Here is a 15634-nt window from a genome sequence, read left to right as displayed (position 1 = left end):
TGGTCTAGAGTTTGACGTCGTTGCCCCGCTGAGCGGAGCAGCAGAAAAGCCTTGGGGTATAGGGTAATTGGCAGCCCGACTGATTCTGGTTCAGTTAGTCTAGGTTCGAGTCCTAGTACCCCAGCTGGAGACACCGACTGGCCGGTCACGGCCGCCGCTGGTAGTCTCCACCGGTCGCCGGATGACGGTGACAGCTAGGGCCCCGTTGTGTAGCGGCCTAGCACGCCGCCCTCTCAAGGCGGTAGCGCGGGTTCGAATCCCGTCGGGGCTACAGCGAGCGAGACCCCCTCCACCGGAGGGGGTCTCGCTGTGTTCCAGGGTGCTTCGAGGCGGCCGTGGGGCTCCCGGGCGCCGCCGCCGGGGCCCCCTCGGCTCAGCCCTCCTGGCCGCTGCGCCGCAGGACCTCCGACAGCCGCTCGGCGGCGGCCATCACGGCCGGGGCGTGCATCCGGCCGGGCTGGCGGGAGAGCCGCTCGATCGGACCGGAGACGCTGACCGCCGCGATCACCTTGCCCGAGGGGGAGCGCACCGGCGCGGACACCGAGGCGACCCCGGCCTCGCGCTCGCCGACCGACTGGGCCCAGCCGCGCCGGCGGACCGAGGCCAGCGCCACGGCGGAGAAGAGGGAGCCGCGGAGCCCGCGCTGCATCCGGTCCGGCTCCTCCCAGGCCAGCAGGACCTGGGCGGCCGAGCCGGCCGACATGGTGAGCTGCGACCCCACCGGGACGGAGTCGCGCAGCCCGGAGGTGCGCTCGGCCGCGGCCACGCAGATGCGGAGGTCGCCCTGGCGGCGGAACAGCTGCGCGGACTCACCGGTGATGTCGCGCAACCGGGCCAGGACGGGCCCGGCGGTGGCCAGCAGACGGTCCTCGCCGGCGGCCGAGGCGAGCTCGGCGAGCCGGGGACCGAGCACGAAGCGCCCCTGCAGGTCGCGGCTGACCAGGCGGTGGTGCTCCAGGGCCACCGCGAGGCGGTGGGCGGTGGGTCGGGCCAGACCGGTGGCGGTCACCAGACCGGCCAGCGTGGTGGGGCCGGTCTCGAGGGCGCTGAGCACAGCCGCCGCCTTGTCGAGCACGCCGACTCCGCTAGAGTTGTCCATGTACTGATACTGCTGTCTCGCATGCTGATATGCAAATCGGCTGCCGACCCCTGCTGGAGCAGGGTGGGGCGGTCACCAGGGAGGGGCGCGCACCGCGTCCCGCGGACGAGGAAGTGAAGTGGGCTGATGGGCAGGACGCTGAGTGAGAAGGTCTGGGACGACCACGTGGTGCGCTCCGCGGAGGGTGAGCCCGACCTCCTCTACATCGACCTCCACCTGGTCCACGAGGTGACCAGCCCGCAGGCCTTCGACGGCCTGCGCCAGGCCGGCCGCCCGGTCCGCCGACCCGACCTCACGCTGGCCACCGAGGACCACAACACCCCGACGCTGAACATCGACCAGCCGATCGCGGACCCGGTCTCGCGCACCCAGGTCGACACCCTGCGCCGCAACGCCGAGGAGTTCGGCATCCGGCTGCACAGCCTGGGGGACAAGGACCAGGGCGTGGTGCACATCATCGGCCCGCAGCTCGGGGTCACCCAGCCCGGCATGACGGTGGTGTGCGGTGACTCCCACACCTCCACCCACGGCGCCTTCGGGGCCATCGCCTTCGGCATCGGCACCTCCGAGGTCGAGCACGTGCTGGCCACCCAGACCCTGCCGCAGGCCCGTCCGAGGACGATGGCCGTGAACGTGTCGGGGAAGCTGCCCGACGGCGTCACCGCGAAGGACCTGGTGCTGGCGCTGATCGCCGAGGTGGGCACCGGCGGCGGGGCCGGCCACATCGTGGAGTACCGCGGTGAGGCCATCGAGGCGCTCTCGATGGAGGGCCGGATGACCATCTGCAACATGTCGATCGAGTGGGGCGCCAAGGCCGGCATGATCGCGCCGGACCAGACCACCTTCGACTACCTGCAGGGACGTCCCCACGCCCCGACCGGTGCGGACTGGGACGCCGCGGTGGAGTACTGGCAGACGCTGCGCACCGACGACGACGCCACCTTCGACGTCGAGGTCGACATCGACGCCGAGACCCTCACCCCCTTCGTCACCTGGGGCACCAACCCCGGTCAGGGCATCCCGCTGGGTGGCTCCGTCCCCACCCCGGAGAGCTTCACCGACCCGACCGACCGCAGCGCCGCCGAGCGTGCGCTGCAGTACATGGGGCTGGAGGCCGGGACGCCGATGCGCCAGGTCGCGGTCGACACCGTCTTCCTCGGCTCCTGCACCAACGGCCGGATCGAGGACCTGCGGCTGGCCGCCTCGGTGATCGAGGGCCGTTCGGTCGCCGAGGGCGTCCGGATGCTCGTCGTCCCGGGTTCGGCCCGGGTCCGGCTGCAGGCCGAGACCGAGGGGCTGGACCAGGTCTTCCTGGCCGCCGGCGCGGAGTGGCGTGCCGCGGGCTGCTCGATGTGCCTGGGCATGAACCCCGACCAGCTCGCCCCCGGGGAGCGTGCTGCCTCGACCTCCAACCGCAACTTCGAGGGCCGGCAGGGCAAGGGCGGGCGCACCCACCTGGTCTCGCCCGCCGTCGCCGCCGCCACCGCCGTCGCGGGCACCCTGAGTGCCCCGGCCGACCTCTGAGACCGGGGAGAACCATGGACGCCTTCACCACCCACACCGGCACCGCGCTGCCGCTGCGCCGCAGCAACGTCGACACCGACCAGATCATCCCGGCGGTGTACCTCAAGCGGGTCACCCGCTCCGGCTTCGAGGACGGGCTGTTCGCCGCCTGGCGCAACGACCCGGACTTCGTGCTCAACCGGCCCGAGCACTCCGGGGCGGACATCCTCGTCGCCGGCCCCGACTTCGGCACCGGCTCCTCCCGCGAGCACGCGGTCTGGGCCCTGCAGAACTACGGCTTCAAGGTGATCATCGGCTCCCGGTTCGGTGACATCTTCCGCTCCAACTCCGGCAAGTCCGGGCTGCTCGTCGCCGTGGTCGACCAGGGCGACGTCGAGCGGCTGTGGGACGCCATCGAGGCCGACCCCGCGCTGGCCCTCACCGTCGACCTCGGAGCCCGTCAGGTCACCGCCGGCGCGCTGTCGGTCGACTTCTCGATCGACGACTACACGCGGTGGCGTCTGATGGAGGGACTGGACGACATCGCCCTCACCCTGCGCAGCGAGACCGACATCACCGCCTTCGAGGCCAGCCGCCCGGCGTTCAGGCCCCTCACCCTCCCGGCCCGCACCGCCGGCTGAGCCCGCACCCGACCGGCTGACCGGCCCGGGTCAGCCCGGCCGGTCCGCGGCCCAGGCCGCGGTGTGCGCCCCGACCCCGAGCTCCAGCGCCCGCTCCAGCGAGACCTCGTCGTCGACGTCGCGACGCACCCCGGCCGGGGCGGCCAGGGGCTGTGCGCCGCTGCGTCGGTGGCGGTCGGCCGAAGCACCCTCGAACCGCGGCTCGAGCTCCCGGTCCCGGGCCAGCAGCACCGTGGTGCCCACCCCGGTGCTGTCGGGCACGAACCAGCGTCCCCGTCCGGCACCGGCGGCGGCGAGCAGACCCGACACCGCGGCGGGCACCAGGCAGGGGAGGTCGGCGACCACCGCCAGCACCGTGGAGGCGCCGGTGCGACGCAGCTCGGCGTCCCCCGCGGTGAGCGCGCCGTTGAGATCCGTCCCCGGGTCGCCCAGCACCTCCACCGGCACCCCCGCCGCGGACCAGCGCGCCGGCAGCAGCGGCTCGTCGGTGACCACCAGCAGCCGCAGCCCGGCGCCGGTCAGGGCCAGGCAGGTGTCCAGGGCCATCGCGGCCGCCAGCCCGGAGCGCCGCTCGGCGGGCAGCGCGTCCAGGCGGCTCTTGGCCCGCGACCACGCCTTCACCGCGACCACGGCCGCCACCTGCTCCGCTTGCCCCTGCACCCGGCGAACCTATCCGCAGCGCGCCGGTAGGGTGACGCCGATGGACACCCTGGACGCCTCCGCGGCCCTCGCCCGCCGACCGCTGGCGAGCGTGATGAGGGACCCGCCGGAGCCGTTCATCCACCGCTGCGTCGCCGTGCTGGGCTGGCTGATGCGCCACCTGACCCGACCCGACTGGCGTCACCTCGAGCGCGTCCCGGCCACCGGCGGGGGGGTGGTGGTGGTCAACCACATCTCCAACGCCGACTTCCTCAGCTACGGCCACTTCATCGCCTGGTCCGGTCGCTGGCCGCGCTTCATGGCCAAGGCCGAGCTGTTCGACGCTCCGGTGGTCGGCCGGATCGCCCGCTCCGCCGGCCAGATCCGGGTCGACCGCGGCACCGACCGGGCCCGCGAGGCCGTGCTGGCCGCGCAGCGGGCGGTGCAGGAGGGGCGGCTGGTCAGCATCTACCCCGAGGGCACCATCACCGCCGACCCGGACGGCTGGCCGATGCGGCTGCGCTCGGGGGCGGCGCGGATCGCCCTGGCCACCGGCTGCCCGGTGGTGCCGGTCGGCCAGTGGGGCGTCCAGGAGCTGATGCCCGGCCGGAGGCTGACCTTCCCCCGGGTCTGGCGCCGCCCCGTCTCGCGGGTGGTGGCCGGGCCGCCGGTGCCCCTGGACGACCTGCGTGCCCGCCCGCTGGACGAGGAGGTGGTGCGGGAGGCGACCGAGCGCATCGCCACCGCGATCACCGCGCTGGTGGCCGAGCTGCGCCAGCAGGTGCCGCCGGCCGGTCGCTGGGACCTGGAGCTGGGACGCCGGGTCGCACCGTCCGTGCCGGGCGGGGTCACCGACCCGGCCGGCCCCGAGCAGCACGACGACCAGGCCGGACCCGGCCGGCACGAGGAGGAGACCAGATGACCCGGGTGAGCGTGATGGGTGCCGGTGCCTGGGGCACCGCCTTCTCCCTGGTGCTGGCCGACGCGGGCAGCGAGGTGGTGCTGTGGGCGCGCCGGCCCGAGGTGGCCGAGGGGGTCAACCGGACCTCCCGCAACCCCGGCTACCTCAGCGACGTGGAGCTGCCCGCCGCCGTGCGGGCCACCAGCGACCCGGTCGAGGCCCTCGACGGCGCCGAGGTCGTGGTGCTCGCGGTGCCCTCCCAGCGGCTGCGGGAGTCCCTCCGCGGCTGGCGGCTGCCGGCGTCGGCGCTGGTGGTCAGCCTGGCCAAGGGGATCGAGCTCGGCACCGACCAGCGGATGAGCCAGGTGATCGCCGAGGCCGGGGCGGTGCACCCGGAGCGGATCGGGATCGTCACCGGACCGAACCTGGCCCGCGAGATCGCCGAGCGCCAGCCCGCCGCCGCCGTGGTGGCCGCCGCCGCCGAGGCCACCGCGCTGCGGCTCCAGACCGTCTGCCACAGCCCCACCTTCCGGCCCTACACCAACGGCGACGTCCTGGGCTGCGAGCTGGCCGGGGCCACCAAGAACGTGATCGCGCTGGCGGTCGGGATGGGTTCGGGGCTGGGCTACGGCGCGAACGCCATGGCCTCGGTGATGACCCGGGGCCTGGCCGAGACGGCGCGGCTGGGGGAGGCGATGGGTGCGGACCCGCACACCTTCGCCGGGCTCGCCGGGATGGGTGACCTGGCCGCCACCTGCATGTCCCCGCTGTCGCGCAACCGCACCTTCGGGGAGCACCTGGGCCGCGGGCTGGGGGTCGAGGAGGCCACCGCGGTCAGCCAGGGCGTGGCCGAGGGCGTCAAGTCCTGCGAGTCCATCGCCGACCTGGCCCGCACCCACGGGGTCGACATGCCGATCGTCACCGGGGTGCAGCGGGTGGTCAACGGGGCCCTCACCCCGCCCGAGGCCCTCCGGCTGCTCCTCTCGCGCGCCCCCAAGCCCGAGCGCACTTGAGCGCCTAGGGTGTGGTCCGCACCCGAGCGAGAGGCCACCATGACCCATCCCCGTCGACCCACCGTCGCCGTCGTCTTCGGCGGCGCCAGCACCGAGCACGGGGTCTCCTGCCTGACCGCCGCCGGAGTGGTGGCGGCCCTGGACGCCGAGCGCTACGACGTGGTGGGCATCGGGATCACGGCGGACGGGGCCTGGCTGCGGGTCGCGGCCGAGGACGTCGCGGCCCTGGTCACCGTGGACGGCCGCTTGCCCACCGTCCCTCCCGGACGCCCGCAGGCGGTGCTGCTCCCCGCCGGCGACCAGGTCGTGCTGGCCTCCCGCGAGGGGGACCGGCTGGTCGAGGAGGTGGTGGTCGACGTCGCCTTCACGCTGCTGCACGGGCCCTACGGCGAGGACGGCACCATCCAGGGCATGTTCGAGATGCTGGGGCTGCGCTACGTGGGCTCCGGGGTCAGCGCCAGCGCGGTCTCGATGGACAAGGAGCGGATGAAGCAGGTGCTGTCCGCCGCCGGGCTCCCGGTCGGTCCGTGGACCTCCTTCACCGCGGCGCGGTGGGCGGCGGACCAGAGCCTCTGCCTGGAGGCCGTGGCCACCCTGGGGTTCCCGGTGTTCGTCAAGCCCGCCCGCGGCGGGTCCAGCATCGGCATCACCCGGGTGGACGAGCCGTCCGGGCTGGTCCCGGCCGTCGAGACGGCACTGGCCCACGACCCCAAGTGCGTGGTGGAGAAGGGCCTGGTGGAGGCCCGTGAGATCGAGTGCGGCGTGCTGGACGGCCCGGCCGGGCCGGAGACCTCGGTGGTGGCCGAGATCGTCACCCGGACGGCGTCGGGCTTCTACGACTTCGAGGCCAAGTACCTGCCCGAGGAGGAGCAGGTCGACCTGCTGGTGCCGGCGGTGATGGAGGAGGACGTCGTCGCCCGCGTGCGCGAGGTCGCGGTGCGCACCTTCACCGCCGTGGGCGCGGAGGGGCTGGGCCGGGTGGACACCTTCGTCACCCGTGACGGCCAGGTCCTGGTCAACGAGATCAACACCATGCCCGGCTTCACCGAGCACTCGATGTTCCCCATGGTCTGGTCGGCCAGCGGGCTCGGCTACCCCGACCTGGTCGCCCGCCTGGTCGAGCTGGCCCTGGCCCGGCCGCTCGGCCTGCGCTGACCGGCGCTCACACGCAGGGGCGCTGCACCGGGTCGTGGGCCGAGACCGCGGGCGCCAGCTCCACCAGCACGTCGGCCTCCGGTGCGTAGCGGCTCGGGACACCGACCTCCACGAAGGCCGTCCGGCCGATGGTGGTGAACAGGTAGCCCTCGGGCACCGGCTCGGCGAACCAACCCACCCCCTGGACCTCGAAGCACTGGCTGGTCGGCTCCAGCGCCGCGGGCTGGGGGACGCCGCAGCGGACCGTGATCGGCGGGGTGCCCCAGGCCGCCACCAGCTCCCGCGGGCCGGTCACCTCGCGGGCGGGCTGGCCGGCCAGCGTCGCGGGCAGCGCCGGCACCAGCTCCGCGCAGACCGCGGCCGAAGCCGGGTCGGGGGTCGGGGGTTCGAGGGCCACCTCGGCGCTGCAGGCGGTGAGCGCGAGCGCCCCGGCCAGCAGGACGGCGGCCGTCCGCGCCCTCAGAGGTTCACCACCGGGCAGGTCACGGTGCGGGTGATCCCCGGCACCTGCTGCACCTGAGCCACCACCAGGCGGCCCAGGTCGTCCATGGTGTCGGCCTCGACCTCGACCACCACGTCGTAGGGACCGGTGACGTCGCGGGCCACCCGCACGCCCGGCAGGGTGCGGATCCGCTCCGACACCTCCACCGCGCGGCCGACCGCGGTCTGCACCAGCACGTAGGCCTGCACGCTCATCGTCGGAGCTCCTCTCCCGCACGTCGCCCCGGGGCGCCGCGGTCCGGCGCGCGGCCGGCCGCCGGCGCGGTCACGCTACCGTGTCCGGACCAGGGCGCCCGGGGGACGGGCGCCGAGGACGAGCAGCGCGAGGAGCCGTAGCGGCGATGGCGGAGCAGGCGCCCACCACCCTGGGTGGGCTGGGGGAGTTCGGGGCCGTCGCCCTGTTCACGAAGGGGTTGTCGGCCCACCCGGGGGTGTTCCTGGGGCCCGGTGACGACGCGGCCGTGCTGGAGGGCGCCGGCCGGCTGGTGGTCTCCACCGACACGATGGTCGAGGGCGTGCACTTCCGTCGCGACTGGTCCACCGGGCTGGAGACCGGCCGCAAGGCGGTGGCCGCGGCGGGGGCCGACGTCGAGGCGATGGGGGCCGACCCCTGGACGCTGCTGATCTCGCTCTCCGCCCCGGCCGACCTGCCGCTGACGTGGTTGCGCTTCTTCCACCAGGGGGTGCTGGAGGAGTGCGAGCGCTCCGGGTTCGGTCTGGTCGGCGGGGACACCACCCGCAGCCGTGACGTGACCGTGGCCGTGACGGTGGTCGGTCGCCTGGACGGGGAGCCGGTGACCCGGGCCGGGGCTCGTCCCGGTGACGTGGTCGCGCTGCGCGGACGGCTGGGCTGGGCGGCGGCCGGGCTGGCCGTGCTGGCCCGCGGGTTCCGCTCGCCGCGGGCTGCCGTGGCCGCCCAGCTGGCCCCGGAGGTCCCCTGGGGGGCGGGCCGGCAGGCACGGCTGGCCGGGGCCACCGCCATGGTCGACGTCTCCGACGGGCTGCTCGCCGACCTGGGTCACGTGGCGCGGGCGTCCGGGGTCGCGGTCGACCTGGACGCCGGCGCGTTCGAGGTGGCACCGGTGCTGGCCACGGTCGCCCAGGCCACCGGACGCGACCCGATGGACTTCGTGCTGACCGGCGGGGAGGACCACGCCCTCGCCGCCACCTTCGCCACCGGCGCGGTGCCGGAGGGCTGGACCCCGGTCGGCCGGGTGCAGCAGCCGGGCCCGGACGGCCCGCGGGTCACCGTCGACGGCGCGGTGCGTGAGGGAGGACAGGGACATGACCACTTCGGCTGAGCCGGGCCTGCCCACGGCGCGGGTGCTCACCGTGGCCGGCTCGGACTCCGGTGGGGGAGCGGGGATCCAGGCCGACCTGAAGACGATGATGGCCCACGGCGTGCACGGGATGAGCGTGCTCACCGCGGTCACCGCCCAGAACTCCCTCGGCGTCCAGGGCTGGTGGCCGCTGCCCGCGGAGGCGGTCAGCGGGCAGTTCCGCAGCGTCGTGGACGACATCGGCGTGGACGCGGTGAAGACCGGGATGCTGGGCACGGTGGAGGTGGTCGAGCTGGTGGCCGGGCTGCTGGCCACGCTGCCCGAGGGCACCCCGGTGGTGGTGGACCCGGTCTGCGCCTCCAAGCACGGTGACCCGCTGGTGGCCCCCGAGGCGGTGGCGGCGATGCGCGAGCTGCTGCTGCCCCGGGCCACGGTGGTGACGCCGAACCTGGGCGAGGCGGTGCTGCTGTCCGGGCTGGCGGAGGACGCCACCCCGGCCGAGCTGGCCCAGGCGCTGCTGGGCACCGGCGCCGGGTGGGCGCTGGTCAAGGGCGGTCACAGGGTCGGACCGCCGACCGACCTGCTGCTCTCCGCCGCGCCGGGGTCGGTGCCGCTCACCTTCACCGCCGAGCGGGCCGACAACGCCCACACCCACGGCACCGGCTGCACCCTGGCCTCGGCGATCGCCAGCCGGCTGGCGCTGGGGCAGGAGATGGCGGTGGCGGTGGCCGGGGCCAAGGACTACACCACCGGCGGGATCCGCACCGGTTTCGCCCTCGGGGCGGGCATCGGGCCGGTGGACCACCTGTGGCAGCTGCGGGGGGCCGTCCCCGGCGTGTGAGGCGGAGCGGGTCGACGTCCATGGCGTAGCCTCCCGAACATGGCGACCCGCGCGTCTTCCCCACCGCGGTCGAAAGCTCCTAGTCCGGGCAACCGGGCCGGGTCCAGCCGTCCGCGGTCGTCCGGAAGCAAGAGCAGCACATCCCCCCGCACGACCTCCGCACGCCCGCCGGCGAAGCGTCCTCCCCAGGGGGCGAGCCGCGGCGGCGGCAGCCGACGGGCCACCCCGAGGCGTCCACCGCGCCGCTCGGTCTGGGCGGTGCTCGGTTCGGGCGTCGCCGCGCTCTTCTCGGGCCTGGCCCACGGCGTGGGCCACATGGCCCGCAGCGTCGGCCCGGGGGAGGACCAGGTCGACCCCGCCCTGCGCCGCGACGGCGCCGGGCTGCTGCTGCTGGCCACCACCATCGTGCTCGCGGCCGAGTTCTGGTTCGGGCTGCCCGACCCCGTCGGCGGCTGGATCCACACCGGCGTCAGCTCGGTGATCGGCACCCTCGCCTTCGCCGCGCCCCTCTTCTTCGGCGGGATGGCCTGGCGGACGCTGCGCCACCCCGACCGCAACGGCCCGGCCGGGCGCCAGGTCGTCGGCTGGATGTCGCTCGCCCTCGGCCTGCTCGGCCTGGTCAGCGTGGCCAAGGGCATCCCCGAGCCGTCGGACCCGCTCGCGCTGCGGGCGGCCGGCGGGGTGCTGGGGTTCATCTCCTCCAGCCTGCTCTCGGAGCTGCTCACCGTCTGGGTGGCCGTCCCGCTGCTGGTGCTGCTCACCCTCTTCGGCGTGGTGGTCGTGGTGGGGATCCCGCTGCACGAGATGCCGGGGCGGGTCCGCGCCGTCCGCGCCGCCGCCCGCCAGCACCGCCTGGAGCGTCGCCCCGACGACATCGAGTACGGCGTCGACGAGGCCTACGACACCCCGCTGGTCGAGGAGCGCCCGAGCCGGCGCGGTCGCCGCGGGCTGAGCACCGGCGAGGTCCCCGACGAGACCGCAGCACCGGCGCAGGACACCACCGAGCACCAGGCCGAGGACCAGGGCGACGAGGCCGACGACGAGGAGTCGGTCGCCGCCCGGAGGGTCACCGCCGGTCTGCCGCCGGGGGAGGCCGTGGCCGCCACGGCCATGGACGTCACCCCGCTGGAGGCCCCGAACCACTCCCCGATCCCGCAGCGGGTCGAGCAGCTCACCCTCTCCGGTGACGTCCAGTACCTGCTGCCCGACTCCGCCGCGCTCAAGAACGGGACGGTGCCCAAGGCCCGTACCGCGGCGTCGGACGCCGTGGTCGGCCAGCTGACCAACGTGATGTCGGAGTTCGGCATCGACGCCACCGTCACCGGCTACACCCGCGGGCCGACGGTGACCCGCTACGAGGTGGAGCTCGGCCCGGCGGTGAAGGTGGAGAAGGTCACCGCCCTGAGCCGCAACATCGCGTACGCGGTGGCCAGCGCCGACGTGCGGATCCTGTCCCCGATCCCGGGCAAGTCCGCGATCGGCATCGAGATCCCCAACGTGGACAAGGAGATCGTCACCCTCGGCGACGTGCTCCGCTCCAACAAGGCGCGCAACGACCACCACCCGATGACCGTCGGGCTGGGCAAGGACGTCGAGGGCGGGTTCGTGGTGGCCAACCTGGCCAAGATGCCGCACCTGCTGGTGGCCGGGGCCACCGGCGCAGGCAAGTCCTCGGTGATCAACTCGATGATCACCTCGGTGATGATGCGCGCCACCCCCGACGAGGTCCGGATGCTGCTGGTCGACCCCAAGCGGGTCGAGCTCACCGCCTACGAGGGCATCCCGCACCTGGTCACCCCGATCATCACCAACGCCAAGAAGGCCGCCGAGGCGCTGCAGTGGGTCGTGCGCGAGATGGACATGCGCTACGACGACCTGGCCGCCTTCGGGTTCCGCCACGTCGACGACTTCAACAAGGCGGTGCGGGCCAACCAGGTGGTGCTGCCGGCGGGCTCGGAGCGGGTGCTCTCGCCCTACCCGTACCTGCTGGTGATCGTCGACGAGCTGGCCGACCTGATGATGGTGGCCCCGCGCGACGTCGAGGACTCCATCGTCCGGATCACCCAGCTGGCCCGCGCGGCCGGCATCCACCTGGTGCTGGCCACGCAGCGCCCGAGCACCGACGTGGTCACCGGTCTGATCAAGGCCAACATCCCCAGCCGGCTCGCGCTGGCCACCTCCTCGATGACCGACTCCCGGGTCATCCTGGACCAGCCCGGTGCGGAGAAGCTGGTCGGTCAGGGAGACGGTCTCTTCCTGCCGATGGGGGCCGGCAAGGCCATCCGCGTGCAGGGCGCCTGGGTGGGCGAGGGCGAGGTGCGCGACGTCGTCAAGCACGTCACCGAGCAGCTCAAGCCGACCTACCGCGAGGACGTCGCCGCCCCGGCGGAGTCGAAGAAGGTGGTCGAGGACATCGGCGACGACATGGAGCTGGTGCTTGAGGCGGCGAAGCTGATCGTCCAGCTCGACCTCGGCTCCACCTCGATGCTGCAGCGCAAGCTGCGGGTCGGCTTCGCCAAGGCCGGGCGGCTGATGGACATCCTGGAGACCCGGGGCATCGTCGGCCCCTCGGAGGGGTCCAAGCCGCGAGAGGTGCTGGTCAAGCCCGACGAGCTCGACACCGTGCTGGGCAACCTGCAGAACGGCTGAGCAGCCGCACGCTGAGCACCCGCACGGACAGCGGGCCACCAGGATCTCCTGGTGGCCCGCTGTGTGCGTGTGGTGCCCGAGGTCAGCCCACGACCTCGGTGCTGCACTCGCTGATGGCGTTGGAGAGGTCGGTCAGGTCGTCGGGGTCGGCGCCACTCAGGTCGCCCTCGGCGATGGCCTGCAGGGACTTCTCCGAGGCGGTGTCGTAGATCTTGTCCACCGCGCAGGTGGTCAGCTTCTCCAGCACGTCCCCGCTGGCCTCGCTCGCCCCCGGGGACATCTCCGCGACGAGGTCGTTCAGCCCCGTGGCGACCTCCTCCTTGCTCGGCTTGCCCCCGCTCTCGCCGCTGTCGGTCGAGGCGTCCTCGGAAGGGGCCTCGGAGGGCGTCTCGGAAGGGGTCTCGGAGGGGGCCTCGGAGGGGGCGGTCTCGGGCTGGCTGGTGGTGGTGTCGCTGCCGGTGGCGTCGGGCTGGGCGGCCTCGTCGCCCGTCGAGCAGCCCGTCAGGCCCAGGCCGAGCGTCAGCGCCAGGGCGGCGAGCCCGGCGGCCAGGGGACGGGTGGACGAGATGACGGTCATCGGGGTTCCTCGTGTCGTCGACAGGTGCCGCGCCCGGGACGGGCGGGGACACGTCCGAGGGTAGGGGTCCAGCAGGCCACCGCCACGGGGTCGGCCGGCGGCCCCGGCGACCGCACCGAGCCGTCGCGCCGGAGGCTCTGGGCTGCGCCGCGGACGTCCGGACGGGCCGTCGGCGCCGCGTCGATGCGGCGCCCTCGCCGTCTCCGAGACATACTGGGCGGGCGATGACGACCCAGACACGACAGCCCAGCCCGCCCCCTCAGGCCGGGGAGCCCACCACGGTGCACCTGGTCTCACTGGGTTGCGCCCGCAACGACGTGGACTCGGAAGAGCTCGCCGCCCGGCTCGAGGCCGGCGGGTTCCGGCTGGTGGACGACCCCGAGCAGGCCGAGGCCGTGATGGTCAACACCTGCGGCTTCGTCGAGTCGGCCAAGAAGGACTCGGTCGACACCCTGCTGGCCGCGGCCGACCTCAAGTCCGCGGGCACCACCCGGGCCGTGGTCGCCGTGGGCTGCCTGGCGGAGCGCTACGGGCGGGACCTGGCCGAGTCGCTGCCCGAGGCCGACGCCGTGCTGGGCTTCGACGACTACGCCGACGTCTCCGCCCGGCTGCAGGACATCCTGGCCGGCGGCACCCACGTCGCCCACGCCCCCCGGGACCGCCGGGCGCTGCTGCCCATCTCCCCGGTCCAGCGGCCTGCCGCGGCCGGGTCGGTCGCGGTGCCCGGGCACCAGACCGCTCCGGACCTCCCCGGTGGCCTCGCCCCGGCCAGCGGCCCGCGGGCGGTGCGGCGACGGCTGGGCAGCGGGCCGATGGCCCCGCTCAAGATCGCCTCCGGCTGCGACCGGCGCTGCACCTTCTGCGCCATCCCCAGCTTCCGCGGCGCCTACGTCTCCCGCCCGCCGGCCGACGTGGTGGCCGAGGCCCGCTGGCTGGCCGAGCAGGGGGTGCGCGAGGTCTTCCTGGTGAGCGAGAACTCCAGCTCCTACGGCAAGGACCTGGGCGACATCCGGGCCATGGAGACCATGCTGGGCGAGCTCGCCGCGGTCGACGGGATCGACTGGGTGCGGGTGTCCTACCTGCAGCCGGCCGAGACCCGGGCCTCGCTGGTGACCGCGATGACCTCCATCGAGGGCGTGGTGCCCTACTTCGACCTCTCCTTCCAGCACGCCGCCCCGGCGGTGCTGCGCCGGATGAAGCGCTTCGGGGACCCGGACTCCTTCCTGGGCCTGATCGAGTCCATCCGGGAGCGGGCCCCGCAGGCCGGGATCCGCTCCAACGTCATCGTCGGCTTCCCCGGCGAGAGCGAGGCCGACTTCCAGACCCTGCTGGACTTCGTCGAGGCCGCCCGCCTCGACGCCGTCGGGGTCTTCGACTACTCCGACGAGGACGGCACCGCGGCGGCGTCCCTGGACGGGCACCTGCCCGCGGAGGTGGTCGAGGAGCGCCGATCGGTGGCGGTCGACCTGGCCACCGAGATGATGGACCAGCGGGCGGAGGACCGGATCGGGGAGCGCGTCCGGGTGCTGGTGGAGACCGACGACACCGACGACCCCGACGAGCCGGCCTGGATCGGGCGCAGCGCCCACCAGGGGCCCGAGGTCGACGGCGCCACCCGGGTGGTCGGCCCCGACGGGCGACCGGCTGCCGGGCTGGCGGTGGGTGACCTGGTCGAGGCCGTGGTGGTGGCGAGCGAGGGACCGGAGCTGGTGGCGGAGGTGCTCCGGTGAGCACCGACCAGCCGGCCACCAGGAGCGCGAACGTGAACGTCCCCAACGCGCTGACCCTGCTCCGCATCCTGATGGTGCCGGTGTTCGCGTGGATGCTGCTGGCCCACCCCGACGACGACGGGTGGCGGCTGGCCAGCACGGCCGTGTTCGTGCTGGCCATCCTCACCGACAGCCTCGACGGCTACCTGGCCCGCAAGCACGACCTGATCACCAGCTTCGGCAAGCTGGCCGACCCGATCGCGGACAAGGCGCTGACCGGGATGGCCTTCATCGGGCTCAGCATCATCGGGGAGCTGTGGTGGTGGGTGACCATCGCCATCCTGGTCCGTGAGTGGGGGATCACCGTGATGCGCTTCGTCGTGCTGCGCTACGGGGTGATGGCGGCCGGGCGGGGCGGGAAGCTCAAGACCGTGCTGCAGGCGGTGGCGCTGACGCTGTACCTGCTGCCCCTGTCCGGGGTGCTGGACGTCGTCTCCTGGGTGGCCATGGCCGCTGCCTTCGTCGTGACGATCGTGACCGGCATCGACTACGTGCGGGAGGCTGTGGTGCTGCGTCGAGCGGGTAGGGCTCGGGCATGAGCGACGCTGAGCGGCACGTACCCCCCGACGCCCAGGAGCTGGTCGAGGCGCTGGTCGAGGCCGACGCCGACGTGGCCACCGCGGAGTCCCTGACCGCGGGTCTGGTGGCGGCCACGCTGGCGGAGGTACCGGGGTCGTCGGAGGTCCTGCTCGGGGGCGTGGTCACCTACGCCGTCGCGGCCAAGCACGAGGTGCTCGGCGTGCCCCAGGACCTGCTGGACGCCTACGGCGCCATCTCCGAGGAGTGCGTGCGCGCCATGGCCGAGGGTGCACGCGAGCGCTTCCGGGCCGACGTGGGACTGGCCACCACCGGTGTGGCCGGGCCCGCCGGCTCGGAGGGTCACCCGCCGGGCTACGTCTGGATCGCCGTGTCCGAGGGTGGGGACGTCCACACCGAGCTGCTGCACCTGGTCGGGGACCGGCAGCAGGTGCGCAACGACACCGTCCGCCACGTGATGGCGCTGGCCGTGCGCGCCCTCCGAGACCGCGTTCGCTGAGCCGGCCCGGGCGCCTGCCCGAGCCGTCCG

At 74.2% G+C, this 15634-nt stretch carries 16 protein-coding genes and 2 tRNA genes; 13 read left to right on the top strand and 5 right to left on the bottom strand.

All coding sequences use genetic code 11. The features are described from left to right. Nucleotides 1-52 precede the first annotated feature (52 nt). Nucleotides 53-124: transfer RNA gene (locus BLT52_RS16555), tRNA-Gln, on the top strand. 74 nt (nt 125-198) lie between these two features. Continuing rightward, nucleotides 199-271, top strand: a tRNA-Glu gene (locus BLT52_RS16550). 102 nt (nt 272-373) lie between these two features. On the opposite strand, the gene BLT52_RS16545 is transcribed toward BLT52_RS16550, so the two are convergent. Then, entirely contained in the window at nt 374-1099 is a 726-nt protein-coding gene (locus tag BLT52_RS16545; RefSeq protein WP_090595076.1) for an IclR family transcriptional regulator, read from the bottom strand. Between the two features lie 126 nt (nt 1100-1225). Here BLT52_RS16545 and leuC point away from each other — a divergent pair, with 126 nt between their 5' ends. Both leuC and leuD read left to right on the top strand, forming a co-directional pair. Beyond that, complete coding sequence (gene leuC, locus BLT52_RS16540; protein WP_090595074.1) at nt 1226-2623, top strand: 3-isopropylmalate dehydratase large subunit; 1398 nt, start codon at nt 1226-1228, stop codon at nt 2621-2623. A 14-nt stretch (nt 2624-2637) separates the two neighbouring features. Next, nucleotides 2638-3243, top strand: coding sequence for a 3-isopropylmalate dehydratase small subunit (gene leuD, locus BLT52_RS16535; RefSeq protein ID WP_090595073.1), 606 nt, complete (start codon nt 2638-2640; stop codon nt 3241-3243). A 30-nt stretch (nt 3244-3273) separates the two neighbouring features. Here leuD and cofC read toward each other — a convergent pair whose 3' ends face one another. Further along, nucleotides 3274-3903, bottom strand: coding sequence for a 2-phospho-L-lactate guanylyltransferase (gene cofC, locus BLT52_RS16530; protein ID WP_197679084.1), 630 nt, complete (start codon nt 3901-3903; stop codon nt 3274-3276). Between the two features lie 40 nt (nt 3904-3943). Here cofC and BLT52_RS16525 point away from each other — a divergent pair, with 40 nt between their 5' ends. The 3 genes from BLT52_RS16525 to BLT52_RS16515 are packed head-to-tail and all read left to right on the top strand — an operon-like array spanning nt 3944 to nt 6951. Then, entirely contained in the window at nt 3944-4804 is an 861-nt protein-coding gene (locus BLT52_RS16525) for a lysophospholipid acyltransferase family protein (RefSeq protein WP_231946361.1), read from the top strand. After that, nucleotides 4801-5796 (top strand): NAD(P)H-dependent glycerol-3-phosphate dehydrogenase, encoded by a 996-nt coding sequence (locus BLT52_RS16520; protein WP_090595070.1) that lies wholly within the window; start codon nt 4801-4803, stop codon nt 5794-5796. The genes BLT52_RS16525 and BLT52_RS16520 overlap by 4 nt, the downstream gene beginning before the upstream one ends. A 39-nt stretch (nt 5797-5835) precedes the next feature. Next, on the top strand, nt 5836-6951 hold the full coding sequence (locus BLT52_RS16515) for a D-alanine--D-alanine ligase family protein (RefSeq protein ID WP_090595068.1): 1116 nt from the start codon (nt 5836-5838) through the stop codon (nt 6949-6951). 7 nt (nt 6952-6958) lie between these two features. On the opposite strand, the gene BLT52_RS16510 is transcribed toward BLT52_RS16515, so the two are convergent. Then, on the bottom strand, nt 6959-7387 hold the full coding sequence (locus tag BLT52_RS16510) for a DUF3515 domain-containing protein (protein ID WP_269457620.1): 429 nt from the start codon (nt 7385-7387) through the stop codon (nt 6959-6961). A 23-nt stretch (nt 7388-7410) separates the two neighbouring features. Next, nucleotides 7411-7647, bottom strand: a complete 237-nt coding sequence (locus BLT52_RS16505; RefSeq protein WP_090595066.1) for an Lrp/AsnC family transcriptional regulator — start codon at nt 7645-7647, stop codon at nt 7411-7413. Between the two features lie 146 nt (nt 7648-7793). Here BLT52_RS16505 and BLT52_RS16500 point away from each other — a divergent pair, with 146 nt between their 5' ends. From BLT52_RS16500 to BLT52_RS16490, 3 genes are all read left to right on the top strand, one after another. Beyond that, nucleotides 7794-8753 (top strand): thiamine-phosphate kinase, encoded by a 960-nt coding sequence (locus BLT52_RS16500; protein ID WP_090595065.1) that lies wholly within the window; start codon nt 7794-7796, stop codon nt 8751-8753. After that, nucleotides 8737-9573 (top strand): bifunctional hydroxymethylpyrimidine kinase/phosphomethylpyrimidine kinase, encoded by an 837-nt coding sequence (thiD, locus tag BLT52_RS16495; RefSeq protein ID WP_090595063.1) that lies wholly within the window; start codon nt 8737-8739, stop codon nt 9571-9573. Before BLT52_RS16500 ends, thiD begins: the two co-directional genes overlap by 17 nt. Before the next feature lie 315 nt (nt 9574-9888). After that, nucleotides 9889-12222: an FtsK/SpoIIIE family DNA translocase gene (locus BLT52_RS16490; protein WP_231946653.1), complete on the top strand. Its 2334-nt coding sequence runs from the start codon at nt 9889-9891 to the stop codon at nt 12220-12222. Nucleotides 12223-12304: 82 nt separating this feature from the next. On the opposite strand, the gene BLT52_RS16485 is transcribed toward BLT52_RS16490, so the two are convergent. Next, a complete protein-coding gene (locus tag BLT52_RS16485; protein ID WP_090595060.1) occupies nt 12305-12799 on the bottom strand; it encodes a hypothetical protein in 495 nt (164 codons plus the stop codon). Between the two features lie 224 nt (nt 12800-13023). On the opposite strand from BLT52_RS16485, the gene rimO reads away from it, so the two are divergent. From rimO to BLT52_RS16470, 3 genes are read left to right on the top strand one after another with little or no spacing between them, the layout of a single operon-like run. Next, entirely contained in the window at nt 13024-14529 is a 1506-nt protein-coding gene (rimO, locus tag BLT52_RS16480) for a 30S ribosomal protein S12 methylthiotransferase RimO (protein WP_090595059.1), read from the top strand. Beyond that, nucleotides 14526-15107 (top strand): CDP-diacylglycerol--glycerol-3-phosphate 3-phosphatidyltransferase, encoded by a 582-nt coding sequence (gene pgsA, locus BLT52_RS16475; protein ID WP_090595057.1) that lies wholly within the window; start codon nt 14526-14528, stop codon nt 15105-15107. Before rimO ends, pgsA begins: the two co-directional genes overlap by 4 nt. Further along, nucleotides 15104-15604 carry a CinA family protein gene (locus tag BLT52_RS16470; protein ID WP_090595056.1) on the top strand — a complete coding sequence of 167 codons (501 nt, stop codon included), beginning with the start codon at nt 15104-15106 and terminating at the stop codon, nt 15602-15604. Before pgsA ends, BLT52_RS16470 begins: the two co-directional genes overlap by 4 nt. Nucleotides 15605-15634 lie beyond the last annotated feature (30 nt).

The organism is Auraticoccus monumenti, assembly GCF_900101785.1.
Classification (GTDB): domain Bacteria; phylum Actinomycetota; class Actinomycetes; order Propionibacteriales; family Propionibacteriaceae; genus Auraticoccus; species Auraticoccus monumenti.
The sequence above is the reverse complement of the archived record's forward strand: the minus strand, read 5'-3'. Positions and strand labels throughout refer to the sequence as shown.

What these genes read in the sequence shown, in the direction of transcription:
- BLT52_RS16485 (WP_090595060.1), bottom strand. Translation starts at nt 12,799, where the DNA reads ATGACCGTCATCTCGTCCACCCGTCCCCTGGCCGCCGGGCTCGCCGCC.
- BLT52_RS16545 (WP_090595076.1), bottom strand. Translation starts at nt 1,099, where the DNA reads ATGGACAACTCTAGCGGAGTCGGCGTGCTCGACAAGGCGGCGGCTGTG.
- BLT52_RS16500 (WP_090595065.1), top strand. Translation starts at nt 7,794, where the DNA reads ATGGCGGAGCAGGCGCCCACCACCCTGGGTGGGCTGGGGGAGTTCGGG.
- BLT52_RS16505 (WP_090595066.1), bottom strand. Translation starts at nt 7,647, where the DNA reads ATGAGCGTGCAGGCCTACGTGCTGGTGCAGACCGCGGTCGGCCGCGCG.
- BLT52_RS16520 (WP_090595070.1), top strand. Translation starts at nt 4,801, where the DNA reads ATGACCCGGGTGAGCGTGATGGGTGCCGGTGCCTGGGGCACCGCCTTC.
- BLT52_RS16515 (WP_090595068.1), top strand. Translation starts at nt 5,836, where the DNA reads ATGACCCATCCCCGTCGACCCACCGTCGCCGTCGTCTTCGGCGGCGCC.
- leuD (WP_090595073.1), top strand. Translation starts at nt 2,638, where the DNA reads ATGGACGCCTTCACCACCCACACCGGCACCGCGCTGCCGCTGCGCCGC.
- BLT52_RS16470 (WP_090595056.1), top strand. Translation starts at nt 15,104, where the DNA reads ATGAGCGACGCTGAGCGGCACGTACCCCCCGACGCCCAGGAGCTGGTC.
- BLT52_RS16525 (WP_231946361.1), top strand. Translation starts at nt 3,944, where the DNA reads ATGGACACCCTGGACGCCTCCGCGGCCCTCGCCCGCCGACCGCTGGCG.
- thiD (WP_090595063.1), top strand. Translation starts at nt 8,737, where the DNA reads ATGACCACTTCGGCTGAGCCGGGCCTGCCCACGGCGCGGGTGCTCACC.
- rimO (WP_090595059.1), top strand. Translation starts at nt 13,024, where the DNA reads ATGACGACCCAGACACGACAGCCCAGCCCGCCCCCTCAGGCCGGGGAG.
- leuC (WP_090595074.1), top strand. Translation starts at nt 1,226, where the DNA reads ATGGGCAGGACGCTGAGTGAGAAGGTCTGGGACGACCACGTGGTGCGC.
- BLT52_RS16490 (WP_231946653.1), top strand. Translation starts at nt 9,889, where the DNA reads ATGGCCCGCAGCGTCGGCCCGGGGGAGGACCAGGTCGACCCCGCCCTG.